This is a genomic window from Sulfurimonas sp. ST-25, from assembly GCF_048079205.1.
Lineage (GTDB): Bacteria > Campylobacterota > Campylobacteria > Campylobacterales > Sulfurimonadaceae > Thiomicrolovo > Thiomicrolovo sulfuroxydans.
Map to the genome: position 1 here is coordinate 314,225 of NZ_CP182225.1, position 12,706 is coordinate 326,930.

10 protein-coding genes are annotated in these 12,706 nt (G+C 61.5%); 3 read left to right on the forward strand and 7 right to left on the reverse strand.

Translation table 11 applies throughout. The features are described from left to right. The gene (gene ppsA, locus ACM66T_RS01595; protein WP_231019959.1) at nt 1–2,430 is read left to right on the forward strand and encodes a phosphoenolpyruvate synthase; all 2,430 of its coding nucleotides are present in this window, start codon (nt 1–3) and stop codon (nt 2,428–2,430) included. A 57-nt stretch (nt 2,431–2,487) separates the two neighbouring features. Here the strand turns inward: ppsA and ACM66T_RS01600 are convergent, their stop codons facing one another. Both ACM66T_RS01600 and ACM66T_RS01605 read right to left on the reverse strand, forming a co-directional pair. Continuing rightward, nucleotides 2,488–2,901 carry a TOBE domain-containing protein gene (locus tag ACM66T_RS01600; RefSeq protein WP_231019960.1) on the reverse strand — a complete coding sequence of 138 codons (414 nt, stop codon included), beginning with the start codon at nt 2,899–2,901 and terminating at the stop codon, nt 2,488–2,490. 98 nt (nt 2,902–2,999) lie between these two features. Then, nucleotides 3,000–4,268 (reverse strand): MgtC/SapB family protein, encoded by a 1,269-nt coding sequence (locus ACM66T_RS01605; RefSeq protein ID WP_231019962.1) that lies wholly within the window; start codon nt 4,266–4,268, stop codon nt 3,000–3,002. Between the two features lie 67 nt (nt 4,269–4,335). Here ACM66T_RS01605 and ACM66T_RS01610 point away from each other — a divergent pair, with 67 nt between their 5' ends. Further along, nucleotides 4,336–5,292, forward strand: a complete 957-nt coding sequence (locus ACM66T_RS01610) for a TIGR00730 family Rossman fold protein (protein ID WP_231019963.1) — start codon at nt 4,336–4,338, stop codon at nt 5,290–5,292. A 3-nt stretch (nt 5,293–5,295) separates the two neighbouring features. Continuing rightward, the gene (locus ACM66T_RS01615) at nt 5,296–6,048 is read left to right on the forward strand and encodes a DUF6629 family protein (RefSeq protein WP_231019965.1); all 753 of its coding nucleotides are present in this window, start codon (nt 5,296–5,298) and stop codon (nt 6,046–6,048) included. On the opposite strand, the gene ACM66T_RS01620 is transcribed toward ACM66T_RS01615, so the two are convergent. The 5 genes from ACM66T_RS01620 to ACM66T_RS01640 form a co-directional block, all read right to left on the reverse strand. Then, nucleotides 6,045–9,998 carry an HAD-IC family P-type ATPase gene (locus ACM66T_RS01620; RefSeq protein WP_231019967.1) on the reverse strand — a complete coding sequence of 1,318 codons (3,954 nt, stop codon included), beginning with the start codon at nt 9,996–9,998 and terminating at the stop codon, nt 6,045–6,047. The two genes, ACM66T_RS01615 and ACM66T_RS01620, sit on opposite strands and share 4 nt — an antisense overlap. A gap of 12 nt (nt 9,999–10,010) precedes the next feature. Beyond that, nucleotides 10,011–10,931: an EI24 domain-containing protein gene (locus ACM66T_RS01625; protein ID WP_231019969.1), complete on the reverse strand. Its 921-nt coding sequence runs from the start codon at nt 10,929–10,931 to the stop codon at nt 10,011–10,013. 58 nt (nt 10,932–10,989) lie between these two features. Further along, complete coding sequence (locus ACM66T_RS01630) at nt 10,990–11,484, reverse strand: nucleoside 2-deoxyribosyltransferase (RefSeq protein WP_416768703.1); 495 nt, start codon at nt 11,482–11,484, stop codon at nt 10,990–10,992. Nucleotides 11,485–11,665: 181 nt separating this feature from the next. Further along, nucleotides 11,666–12,184, reverse strand: coding sequence for a permease (locus tag ACM66T_RS01635; RefSeq protein WP_416768704.1), 519 nt, complete (start codon nt 12,182–12,184; stop codon nt 11,666–11,668). Continuing rightward, the gene (locus tag ACM66T_RS01640; RefSeq protein WP_416768705.1) at nt 12,181–12,612 is read right to left on the reverse strand and encodes a permease; all 432 of its coding nucleotides are present in this window, start codon (nt 12,610–12,612) and stop codon (nt 12,181–12,183) included. The genes ACM66T_RS01635 and ACM66T_RS01640 overlap by 4 nt, the downstream gene beginning before the upstream one ends. Nucleotides 12,613–12,706 lie beyond the last annotated feature (94 nt).

The following is a 12,706-nucleotide window of genomic DNA, read 5'->3' on the forward strand; positions in this document are numbered from 1 at the left end:
ATGGCATATGTCAAATGGTTTGAAGCGCTCGGCATCGGGGATGTCCCTTCGGTCGGGGGCAAGAACGCGTCCCTGGGGGAGATGTACCAGCATCTCAGCGCGGCGGGGGTGCTCGTCCCCAACGGTTTTGCCGTCACGGCGGAGGCCTATGACGCTGTGCTCGAAGCGAACGGTGCCCTGGAGAAGCTCCATGCGCAGCTGGATGATCTCAACCCCGACGACGTCGCGCAGCTGCAGGCGCGGGGGAAGGCGTGCCGGGAGATCCTCTACGGATGCACCCTCCCGCCCGCGCTCGAAGCGGAGATCCTGGAGGGGTACGCGGCGCTCAGGCGCGAATACGGCGAGGACGTCTCCCTGGCGGTCCGCTCCTCCGCGACGGCGGAGGACTCCCCGGAGGCCTCCTTCGCGGGGCAGAACGACACCTACCTCAATATCGCCTCTGCGGAGGCGCTCCTGGACGCCTACAAACGCTGCCTTGCTTCGAACTTTACCGACCGCTCCCTGCACTACAAGTTTGACAGCGGTTTCGACTACTTCGAGGTCAAGCTCTGCGTCGTCGTGATGAAGATGGTGCGCAGCGACGTCGGTGCGAGCGGGGTGATGTTCAGCATCGATACGGAGACGGGCTTCCGCGACGTCGTCTACATTACCGGCACCTACGGGCTGGGGGAGAACGTCGTGCAGGGGACCATCGATCCGGACGGCTTCTACGTTCACAAGCCGACGTTTGACCGGGGGCACCGGGCGGTTTTGAAGCGGAGCCTGGGGAAAAAAGAGCTCGAGATGATCTTCTCCGAAGCGCTCAGCAGCGGCAGCATCGCCGTCGAGTATACGAAAAACGTCGAGACGCCGCCCGCCGAGCGGACGCGTTTCTGCATTACCGACGAAGACGTGATGGTCCTGGCCGATTACGCCATCAAGATCGAGCGGCACTACTCCGAAAACGTTGGCCACGACAAGCCGATGGACATGGAGTGGGCCAAGGACGGCATCGACGGCCGGCTCTACATGGTACAGGCGCGCCCGGAGACGGTGGAGTCGCAGAAGAAAGGGTCGATCCTCGAGATCTACCATCTGACGGGGGAGGGGGAGCTGCTCGCGACCGGACGCGCCGTCGGTACGAAGATCGGCAGCGGAAAGGTGCACCATATCCGCGATACGTCGCAGCTCGGCGAGTTCAAGCAGGGGGAGGTGCTGCTGGCCGATACGACGACGCCGGACTGGGAACCGGTGATGAAGATGGCTTCGGCCATCGTGACCAACCGCGGCGGGCGTACCTGTCACGCGGCCATTGTCAGCCGGGAGCTCGGCATCCCTGCCATCGTCGGTGCGGAAAACGCGACGGAACTGCTCAAAGACGGCCGGGAGGTGACGGTCAGCTGTGCCGAGGGGGAGACGGGACGGGTCTACGACGGCATGCTGGCCTTTGAGATTGAACGCACCGATCTCAGCCATCTCCCCAAAACGCGCACGAAGATCATGATGAACCTCGGCAACCCCGATCTCGCCTTTTCGCTGGCGCATCTTCCCGTCGACGGGATCGGGCTGGCGCGGATGGAGTTCATCATCAACGAGTCGATCAAGGTCCACCCGATGGCGCTGGTCCACCCCGAAAAGACGGATCTGGCCACAAGGGTGCAGATCGAGGCGCTCAGCGCCGCCTACGAGGGACCGGAGGATTTCTTTATCAAGCGCCTCTCCGAGGGGGTGGCGACGATCGCGTCGGCGGTCTACCCCGACCCCTGCGTCGTTCGCATGAGCGACTTCAAAACGAACGAGTACGCCACCCTCGCGGGCGGGCAGTTCTTCGAACCGCTGGACGAGGCGAACCCGATGATCGGCTTCCGGGGCGCGGCGCGCTACAGCCATCCCGCCTACGAGGAGGGGTTCGCGCTGGAGTGTGCCGCGATGAAGCGGGTCCGCGACGAGATGGGCTTTACGAACGTTATCCTGATGATCCCCTTCTGCCGCCGGGTCGAAGAGGGGCGCCGGGTCGTTGAGACGATGGCGAAGCACGGGCTGGTGCGGGGAGAGAACGGGCTGCAGATCTACGTGATGTGCGAGATCCCCAACAACGTCATCTCCATCGACGGCTTCAGCGAGGTCTTCGACGGCTTCAGTATCGGCAGCAACGACCTCACCCAACTCACCCTGGGCGTCGACCGCGACAGCGAGATCGTCGCCTTTGATTACGAGGAGCGGGATGAGGGGGTGCTGAAGATGATCGAGATGGCCGTCGAGGGGGCGAAGCGCAACGGGCGCCACAGCGGCATCTGCGGGCAGGCCCCGTCGGACTACCCGGAGGTCGCGGAGTTCCTCGTGAAGCTCGGCATCGACTCCATCAGCCTTAACCCCGACAGTGTCCTGACGACACTGCCCAAAATTATCGATCTGGAAGCGGCAGAGCAGGAAGCGCAGACGGGACAATAGCCGTTCCGGGGCATAAGCAACGGGGCTTCGCAGCCGTTGAAGGCTGCAAATAGAGTGTTACTGTGCGAGAATGATGGCGCTGGCTTTGATCAGCGCGTAGACGGTGTCTCCTTTGGCGACGTCAAGTTCCTTGGCCGCTTCTTCGGTGATGATCGCGGTCAGGACCGCGCTGCCCATGGCAAGTTTGAGTTCGCAGCTGACCGGGCCTTCGATTATGTCGCTGACCGTTGTCTCGATGACGTTCCGTGTGCTGATCTTGCCGGGTTTCTCTTTGGCGATCATGACGAAGGAGGCTTTGATGATGGCGTAGACTTCCGAACCGGCCGCCAGTCCCATCTCGGAGACCGCCTCTTTGGTAATGATAGCCTTGAGCGGGGTGCCTGCCACGTCCATCACCACTTCGCTGTTGACGGTTCCCCCGATGATCTCGGTCACCGTTGCCTTGATCTGGTTGCGTGCACTGGTTTTCATGAATTCTCCTCAAAATTAATGTATTTAGGAAGACAGTATCACCTATTTACCCTTAATGATAACAATGAATAATTATTTTTATTTAATATTCTTATGGATTAGAGAAGAAAGAGCTCGGTCAGAGAGAGCACCGTGGCCATCGAACCGAGTGTCAGGATGAAGAACTGTGCGGTGCGCCATCCAAGCTTCAGACCGCCTATCCAGAAGACGATGCCGAGTTTGACGAGCGAATTTGTCACCGAAGCGATGACGATGCCGTTCATGGCGGTGCTTTTGACAAGTTTGCCGTCCTTGCTCAGTTCCGAGAGCGAGAGGGTGATGGCATCGACATCGGTAATACCGGAGATCAGTGAAACGATGTAGACGCCGACATTGCCGAAGCGGTTCTCGGTAAAGGCGATCGCCCCGTAGATGACGCCGAAGATCAGGCCGAATTTGATCGCTTCGCTCAGCTGCAGCGGGTTTTTCGTGATCGCTTCGTTCTCGAGATGGATATCGGCACTCTGCGAACGGGTATAGAGGTAATAGGTGAAGAGCAGGCCCACGGCCGTCGCGGCGAGGAAGGCAGGGGCGAGGAGCTTGGCGAGGGCGGGATAGATGACGGCCGCTTCGAAGAGGACGCGCAGGTACATGAAGGTACAGGCGACGGCCACGCCGGCGGCGTAGTTGTTGAGCAGGCTGAACTGATTTGCGAACATCTTGGAGAGCGATACGGCCACGCCCGTGGAAGAGACGAGCCCGCCGGCGGCCCCGGTGATGAAGAGCCCGCGCTTGTGTCCGAAGAGCTTGACCGCGGCGTACCCCACAAAGGAGATGGCGGCGATGATGACGGCCATCAGCCAGGTCTTGTAGGGGTTGAAAAGTTCATAAGGGCCGATCATCTCGTTGGGCAGCACCGGCAGCACGATGAAGCTCATCGCCAGCAGCAGGACGGCGGCGTTGATGTCGGTGGAGGAGAGGTGCGCTTCGAACTCCCGCAGACGGGGTTTGATCTCGAGGAGCACGACCATCAGTACGGCGATGAAGATGGCGTAGGGCTCGAGGGAGGCATAGACCATCAGGCCCAGGAGAAAGGTGACGACGGCGGCGACCTGGGTCGTCATCCCCGTCTTGTGAAAGCGGGTGACCTTGAGGTAATAGGAGAGCCCGACGAGGAGGCCGACGACCGCCGTCGCGGCGAAGACGAAGCCCGGGACCGTCTCGCCGAGCCAGCTGGCGAGGTAGCCGATAAGGGCCAGCAGGGCAAAGGTCCGGCTGCCCGCGAAGCTCTGGCCGCTTTGGGGCATGCGGCTCATGGTGCGCTGCATGCCGATCATGAACCCCAGCAGCAGCGCGATGACCATCGATTTGAGAACGGCGTATTCCATAGAAGGATTGTACCATGTAGACGCGGATGCATGCTACAATGGGAGATCGGAGTTGAAAGAGAAAGCCATGAAGAAAAACCATGATAAAAAAGCGTTCCGCAAGCTGCTGAAACGGCACCAGAAGCCGTTGCCGTGGGAACACCCGAAGCCCAACGAGGACGACCCCAAAGCACATAAACGCGTGAAGGCCATCATGGCCCACGACAATTTTATCCAGGCGGACCGGGACCCGAACTTTCTCCGGCGCGACGAGGTGCGGGGCGTGCGGCTGGAGGTGGACTACTTCAAGCCCGAGCTGCTGCTGCGCGAACACGGCATCGAACACACCATCGTCGTCTTCGGCTCCACGCGGATCATGGAGGAGGCGGAGGCCAAGCGCCTGATCGAGAGCCTCGAATCGGAACGGAACGCCAAAGACGGCGAGGCCCTTGAAAAAGAGCTGGGCATTGCGCGGCGGATCCTGGCCAAGAGCCACTACTACGAGACGGCCCGCGCTTTCGGGAGGATCGTCGGCCGCAGCGGCAAAGGGCCCGAAGATACGAAGATCACCCTGATGACAGGCGGGGGGCCGGGCATCATGGAGGCGGCCAACCGCGGGGCTTTCGACGTCGGGGCCAAATCGATCGGCCTCAACATTACCCTGCCCCATGAACAGTACCCCAACCCCTACATTACCCCCGAACTCTGCTTCCAGGTGCACTACTTCGCCATCCGCAAGCTCCACTTTCTGCGGCGGGCCAAAGCCCTTGTCATCTTCCCCGGCGGCTACGGGACCCTGGACGAATGTTTCGAAGTGCTGACCCTGGTGCAGACACGCAAGATCGACCCGATGCCCGTCGTCTTCGTCGGCGAAAGCTACTGGCGGGGGATCATCAATTTCGAGATGCTTGTCGAGGAGGGGACGATAGACGAAGAGGACCGGGAACTTTTCGCATTCGCCGAAACGGCTGAAGAGGCGTGGGAGGCGATTGTGAAATGGCATAAAAAATGCGGCTCGACGCTCATTCACGACCTGAAAAAGTAAGCCATGTTCTTTGCCATTATGAACTTTACGCTCTCCGGTGCCCTGGGCGTGATCGGCCTGCTGACGCTTCGGCGGGTCAGCGAGCCAAAAGAGGTCGTCTTCGCGAGCCTGCCGCTGCTTTTCGCCCTGCACCAGTTCACCCAGGGGTTCGTCTGGCTGGGCATGGACGGGTTGATCGAACCGCGCGCGCTGGAGATGGCGGAGAGCATCTTCATCTTCTATGCCCAGGGGCTGCTGCCGTTTCTCGTGCCGCTGGCGATCTGGCTGCTGGAGCCTTCGGGATGGTACCGGAGGGTGATCGGGGTGCTTCTCGTACTGGGCGGCATTCTGGCGGCCTATACGCTGTGGGGACTCTCCGTACAGCCGACGTACGTTGCGGTGAAGCACGACGCGCTTGTCTACGTCAACGCGTGGACGCAAAAGGGGTGGATCAACATCGCCTATATTCTCACGACCTGCGGGCCGCTGGTCCTGAGCAGCAGCGTCTCCGTACAGCTCTTCGGATGGTTCAACCTGATGGGCCTGGTGGGCATTACGCTGTGGAAACCCTATGCCGTCACCTCCGTTTGGTGCCTTTATGCCGCTGTTGTCAGCATCATGCTCTACTTCTACTTCGTTGAGCGCCGCATTGCGTTCTTGCAGGAGATCCGGCGCAAAGAGACGGAGTGGAGCGGGGCGCTGATGCAGGAACTCTCACACCTTGAACGGCATTTCCCGCGCGTGCGCAGAGTGCTTTTGCACTATCGAAACCTTTAGACCTCCGCCGGAAGGCCGTTGCGCCGTCCCCACCACTCCAGCCACTTATAGAGTTCGACGATGACGAAGAGCGGCAGCGCGATCTCGAAGATCAGCAGCCAGTCCTGCCAGCCGAGCGCAACGGTATGCAGGGCTTCCTGCAGAAACGGCACGTAGACGGCGGCGGCCTGCAGCGAGACGGTCGTCACCCAGGCGCCGAGCAGCCAGGGGTTGGTAAAGAAGCCGATGATCGGCATCGGCGCATGCAGGCTGCGGTAGTTGAAGACGTTCATCTTTTCCAGCACGATGATCGCCGTGAAGGCGACGGTCTGCGCCAGCATGACCGCCTGTGGCTCCGCCATGCCGGAGGCAAGATAGTAGTGGAATATCCACAGCGTTGCCCCGGCGATGTAGGCGCCCAGCAGCAGGATCATCAAGATCCCCCTTCGCTGCAGGAAGGTGCTGTTCCCTGCCCGGGGAGGGCGCTGCATAAGCCCCTTTTCCGCGGGCTCCATGCCCAGGGCGACGGCGGTCATCCCGTCGGTGACGAGGTTCATCCAGAGGATCTGCACGGGCAGGAGCAGCAGCGGGCCGCCGAGCAGAATATTGATAAAGATGGCGAGGACCTCCCCGATATTGGAGGAGAGGAGGTAGGTGACGAACTTTTTGATATTGTCGTACTGGCGCCGCCCTTCGCGCACGGCGTTGACGATGGAGGCAAAGTTGTCGTCGAGCAGGAGCATGTCGGAGGCCCCTTTGGCGACGTCCGTACCCCGCATCCCCATCGCGATGCCGATGTCGGCGCGCTTGAGCGCCGGCGCGTCGTTGACGCCGTCGCCCGTCATCGCCGTCACCATCCCTTCGCGCTGCAGGGCTTTGACGATGCGCAGCTTGTTCTCGGGTGTCGTCCGTGCAAAGATCGCTTCCGCCTGCAGCGCCGACGCGAGGGCCGCGTCGTTCATGGTCGCCAGTTCTGCTCCCGTGACGGCCCGCGGCGGGTGCATCCCGATCTTCTCGGCGATCGCCATGGCGGTCAACGGGGCGTCGCCGGTGATCATGACGACGGCGATGCCGGCGCTTTTCGCCGTGCGGATCGCCTCGGGGACTTCCGGACGCGGCGGGTCGATAATGCCGGCAATGCCGAGCAGGACAAGCGCTTGTTCGACCGCGTCGGGATCGAGCTTCGTCTCCGGGGCGAGGGTGCGCGTGGCCAGGGCGAGGGTGCGGAGACCCGATGCGGCGAGGGAGGTGTAGGCGGCTTCGAAGCGGCCGCGCGCCTCGGCGTCCAGCGGGCGAATTTCACCGTGTTCGAGATAGGAGGCCGCGCGCGCAAGGAGGACTTCGGGCGCCCCCTTGACGTAGGCGGCCCTGGCCCCATCCTCGTCGATCACCGTCGTCATTCGTTTGCGCTCGGAGTTGAAGGAGAACTCGCTGACGATGCGGACGTCCGCCGGCGCCATCCACGCTTTGTAGGCGGCGGTGATCAGGGCGGCCTCGGTCGGTTCGCCGGTGATTCCCCACGCACCCGCTTCGCGGTGCAGTGAGGCGTGGTTGCAGATCAGCCCCGTTTTCAGCAGCGCCAAAAGGTCGGCACGGCCCTTGTAATCAATTTTGTGTCCGTCGGCCTCAAAATGGCCGGCGGGATCATACCCGCTGCCGGTGACGGTCACGCCGCCACCGAAAAGCCAGATCTGCTGTACCGTCATCTCGTTCTTCGTCAGCGTTCCCGTTTTGTCCGTACAGATGACGTCGGCGCTGCCGAGGTTCTCCGCCGCCTGCAGGCGCCTCAGCAGGGCGTTTTGGCGCACCATCGCCTTGACGCCGAGCGCAAGGGTGATCGTGACGACGGCGGGCAGTCCCTCGGGGACGACGGCGACGGCAAGGGAAATGCCGGTGAGGAACATCTCCATGACCGGTTTGCCGAAGAGGTAGCCCATGATCGCCACCAGCGCCGAGACGGCGACGGAGAGGATACCGAGCCGTTTACCCAGGACGGCGAGCCGTTTCTGCAGCGGAGTACGGGTCTGTTCGACCTCGCTGGTCAGCCGTGCGATGCGTCCGAACTCCGTCGCCATGCCGGTGCCGGTGACGATCCCCCGCGCATAGCCGTTGGTGACATTCGTCCCCATCCAGACCATGTCGCTGCGCTCGGCGAGAGGCGTCGCTTCGGCGATGCTGTCGGCCGATTTGCCGACGGAGGCCGATTCGCCCGTGAGGGCGGATTCGTCGGCTTTGAGATTGACGGCTTCGAGCAGCCGCAGGTCCGCGGGGACCCTGTCGCCTATTTCGAGCAGGACGACGTCGCCGGGGACAAGCGCTTCGGCGTCGATTTCGCTCCGGCTGCCGTCGCGCAGCACCTTGCAGCGCGGGGAGAGCATCTTCTGCAGCGCTTCGATCGCCTTTTCCGCCTTGAACTCCTGGACAAAGCCCAGCAGGCCGTTGAGGAGAATGATGGCGAGGATCGTGATCGTATCCCCGATTTCGCCGACGGCAAAAGAGACGACTGCCGCCGCGGCAAGGATGAGGATCAGCACATCGGTGAACTGGCGCAGCAGGATCGAACCCCACCCCTCTTTGCGGACGGCCTCGATACGGTTGGGGCCGGCCTCGGCGAGACGGCTCTTGGCCCGGGCGTCATCCAGCCCCGTGCCGACATCCGTGCCCAGCAGCGCGGTGACCTCCGCGATCGCTTTGGCGTGCCACGGCGTCTGCGTTTCGGTGATCACGATTCCGGCCATGGGAGCGGGCACGACCTCCGCACCTCCTGTGATCGCGCTCCTCCAGCGGGAGACGATGAAGATGAAGAGCAGGGGGACGGCGATGGTCGAGAAGGAGGAGGCGGCCACCAGGGCGGTAAAGAGCTGGAGGTCGATCAGCTGGGCGTCAAAGAGCAGCTTGGCGACGATGATCTCCGTCGTCAGCCGTACGTTCAGGCCGATACCGATGGTCAGGGCCTCTTTGAAGGTCAGTTTTTTCATCGGCACCATCAGGAGGATGCCCGCCGTCTTCCCGATGAAGTCGGCTAGAAAGAGCCCGATGGCCAGATGGGGAGCCGCACCCAATCCCTCGAGGTCGATGCTCATCCCGATCCAGAGGAAAAAGATGATGCCGAAAAATCCGTAGCTGACGGCCCGGACCGCCTTGGTCGCCTCCGCACCGGTTTTCGTCGCCGCGGTAAATACCGGCCGCATCAGCATCCCTGCGACGATGGCCCCGACAACCAGTCCCAGCCCGACATACTCCGCGAAGCCGCCGAAGATAAAAAGGACGATGATCATCAGGAGGATGAGGTTGGGGACTTTGATCTGCAGCCAGCGGGAGAGGGGGACGAGGACCAGGCTGCGGACGCCCCAGGCGACGGTGATGAAGATGGCCATGTTGGTCACGATATGCACGACTTCCATCGAATCGGAGGTGATGATGCCGCTGCGCTCCCCGACCCAGACGGAGACGAGCGCGACGAGAAAGACCTCGATGACGTCGTCCATGACCCCGGCGCCGACGATGTAGTTGCCGACCTTTGTCCGCAGCAGTCTGAATTCATCGACGATTGGGACGATGACGGCTTCGGCCGTCGGCATCCGTGTCAATCCGATAACGACGGCGATGAGCCAGCCGTAACCGAGGTAGAGCATAAACCCCAGGGCGAGGAGGAAGGGAACGGAGGTGTTGAGCACCGTGGCGATCAGGATATCCTTCCCCTGGCGCCGCATCGCATTCGTGTCGATCTGCAGGCCGATAAAAAAGAGCAGGAAAAGGACGCCGAGGTCCGCAAGGACGGTGAAGACGGCACCGTTGACCCCCTGGGTCAGCATCGGTTCGATCGGCGTATAATGCGCCCCCATCGCCACGAAGAGCGCCGAGAGGATTCCCGGGATCTTCAGCCGTTCGAAGAGGCCGGCGAGGAGATAGGTCAGTGCGAACAGCAGCGCGAGCAGCAGTAAAAAGGTGCCGAGGGTCTGATCGTTCATCCCGGCCCCGGTCTAGGGTTTGCTTTTGAGCCCGACGAGGTAGCGGAACATCATGATCTCCCCGATAAAGGGACCGGCGAAGTTGAGCAGGGGGAAGAAGTTGAACAGCGCAGTGACGGCGGCCACGGCCCAAATGTGCTTGTCACCCTTTTTGATCAGGCGCAGCTCCTTGGGGTTGAAGAAGAGTGCCCCGACATCGTAGGTGAAGGTGTCCTTGACCAGCCAGATCCACAGCAGCAGCTGGACGAAGATATTGAGCACCGGGACGAAGAGCAGCGGCATCAGCACCAGAGAGGCGGCAACAAACAGGAGGGTGTTTCTGGCGGTGTAGACCAGCGAGCGCAGTTCGGCTTCGCTGTGCACGTCCTCGTAGGGATAGACCTCTTCGCGGATGCGACGTAGCAGCACCGGCGAGTAGAGGCTTGTAAAAAAGAGCATGGTGATGATGGCGGCGTTGTAGAGGAAGTAGAAGATCAGCAGGGTACTGACCCCGTTCTCGACGGTATCGAAGGGAAGCATGGTCAGCAGCTTCAGCACGCCGTCGTAGATGGTGCTCCCTTTGAAAAGCCACACGACGGTCCAGAAGATCGTGGCGCCCAGCAGCAGCCAGACGGCGGCCTTGGTAAAATCTTTTTTGGGAAGATCGCGGTAGAGCGTCACCGTCAGCAGCAGCGAGAGCAGGGCGACGGTGAGCATAATGGCCTGGACCCAGAGGAAGGTCGAGAGCATCCACGCCCCGTTGGAGCGGAGCATTGCAAAGGGGAGCCATTCGACGAGACGGTCGCTGAAGGTGAGGAAATGTTCCCAGTAGAGCATCCCTATGATCGCCCAGATGCCCGCAGCCACCGTGGCGAAAATGACGAGGACGATCATCGTCCGCCGCCGCAGCACTTCTTCCATGCCGTCCAAAAACCCGTCGAAAAGCTCACGCATCGCAAATCCTTTTTCATAGGTGCCGTGAAATATTATAGCACCGAATACTTTGGGTGCGTCAGCAGAAGCGCTCCGCGATATGGCGCAGGCAGCCGCGGGGATTGTCTGCCACGAGCGTGTGGGCGAACATCAGGTTGTGCGACAGGGCGAAGGACTCGATGCTTTTGCCCTCCCGGCACTGCACGGCGTCGGGGGAGAGCCGCTGATGTTCCCGCAGGCGTTCGGGCATATGGCGGCGGTCGGCCGCGTAGGCGAAGACCGGCTTGCCGAGGGCCTCGGCGAACCCGACCTCGTAGACGGTGCCCGAGTCGGGTTCGAAACCGCGGAAGGGGTTGAGGTTCGCCATGACGATGTCGGCCCGGCGGATGAGGTCGATGTTCGCTTTCCGGATCGCTTCGGCGGTTTTGTGCGGGTGGTCGAAGGCTTCGATGGCGTTGTCCAGGGGGAAGAGCCCTTCGAAGCCGTGCTCGCTGCAGAGCTGCTTGAGAGCCTCGCCCGCGGCAAAAGGGTCGGGTTCGAAGACGTCGGGGCCGGCGAGGTAGATGGTTTTCATTGTTTTCCTTCTTGATGAGGTGCTTTGTTCCCCTTCTTTTTTGCTTATCCAAAAAAGAAGCCGAACCGGGAAGAAAAAAGGATAAAAGGCTGCCGCTCTCGGGCACTGCCATGCCTAGGTGATCCGCTCGACCCGCTAACTACCGTTTCGGCCTTGACGGAAAAGCAGATGTTGATACTCTTTACGTTTCATGCTTTACCAGTATTTTATCGGCAATGATCCCCTGCAGCCAGGCGCCCAGTAGGATGTAGAAGCTAAGCACAAGGGTGAAACCGATGCCGAAGTAGCTGATCATGACGGGGAGCCAGGGGAGCTTGATGGCCCGGGCGTAGAAGAAGGCGACGATGAGGCCGTCGCGGGCCCCCTGGCTCCGCAGGTCGGCGAGCATGGGGTACCAGACGTAACCGGGGCCGTGGCTGAGGATCCCGCCGAAGAGGGCGATGAACCAGCCGCGGAGCCGTGCACCTTTGCCGAGATGTTTCGCGATGCTCTTGGGTTTGAGGAAGGTGTTGAGCAAAGCGGTGAGGAAAAAGACGACGAGCAGGATGGGAAGGATCTTCATCAGGATACCGAGACTCTCCTCCGCCGCTGCCAGGGTTTTGTCCGGCGCGAACAGGGCGGCCGTGCCGTAGACCAGGAGGGTGACGGCGAGCAGGATGCAGCCGTTGCATTTCAGGGCGGGGGCCGGTGCTTTTTTCACGAGAGCCCCTGCAGCGTCAAGGCTGTGGCGAAACCGATCAGCATCGCGAAAACGAAGCTGAGCAGGTTGCGGATGACGGTGAAGCGTTTGCCGAAGAGGGAGGCCTCCAGCGGCAGCTGGATGACCCCGAGGGTCACCCACGCCAGGATAAAGGCGGTCACGGCATAGAGCGAGATCCCCTCGCCGAGCAGTTCACCGCCGATAATGTAGCTGATGACGGGCTGGCCGATGGAGATCCCGCCGATGACGGTCCCGATCAGGGTGTCAAGGAAGGCGGAGCCGCTAAAGAGTGCGCGGAGCATCTCCGGGGAGACAAAGGCCTGGAAGAGGCCCACCAGGGCGATGACGGCCAGGAGCATCGGCGTCATGGCGGCGAGGGAGCGCAGGGCCTTGCTAAAGGCCTCTTTGGCGCGGGAGTGTTCTTTCATACTGTGATTGTATCGAAACCCCTTCCCCAAATGGGGTCACGACTGCTCTTTTTCTCGGCGTGCGATCTCGTCGACGTTGAGGCGGACGAAGCGG

What these genes read in the sequence shown, in the direction of transcription:
- ACM66T_RS01640 (WP_416768705.1), bottom strand. Translation starts at nt 12,612, where the DNA reads ATGAAAGAACACTCCCGCGCCAAAGAGGCCTTTAGCAAGGCCCTGCGC.
- ACM66T_RS01605 (WP_231019962.1), bottom strand. Translation starts at nt 4,268, where the DNA reads ATGGAATACGCCGTTCTCAAATCGATGGTCATCGCGCTGCTGCTGGGG.
- ppsA (WP_231019959.1), top strand. Translation starts at nt 1, where the DNA reads ATGGCATATGTCAAATGGTTTGAAGCGCTCGGCATCGGGGATGTCCCT.
- ACM66T_RS01625 (WP_231019969.1), bottom strand. Translation starts at nt 10,931, where the DNA reads ATGCGTGAGCTTTTCGACGGGTTTTTGGACGGCATGGAAGAAGTGCTG.
- ACM66T_RS01610 (WP_231019963.1), top strand. Translation starts at nt 4,336, where the DNA reads ATGAAGAAAAACCATGATAAAAAAGCGTTCCGCAAGCTGCTGAAACGG.
- ACM66T_RS01620 (WP_231019967.1), bottom strand. Translation starts at nt 9,998, where the DNA reads ATGAACGATCAGACCCTCGGCACCTTTTTACTGCTGCTCGCGCTGCTG.
- ACM66T_RS01600 (WP_231019960.1), bottom strand. Translation starts at nt 2,901, where the DNA reads ATGAAAACCAGTGCACGCAACCAGATCAAGGCAACGGTGACCGAGATC.
- ACM66T_RS01630 (WP_416768703.1), bottom strand. Translation starts at nt 11,484, where the DNA reads ATGAAAACCATCTACCTCGCCGGCCCCGACGTCTTCGAACCCGACCCT.
- ACM66T_RS01615 (WP_231019965.1), top strand. Translation starts at nt 5,296, where the DNA reads ATGTTCTTTGCCATTATGAACTTTACGCTCTCCGGTGCCCTGGGCGTG.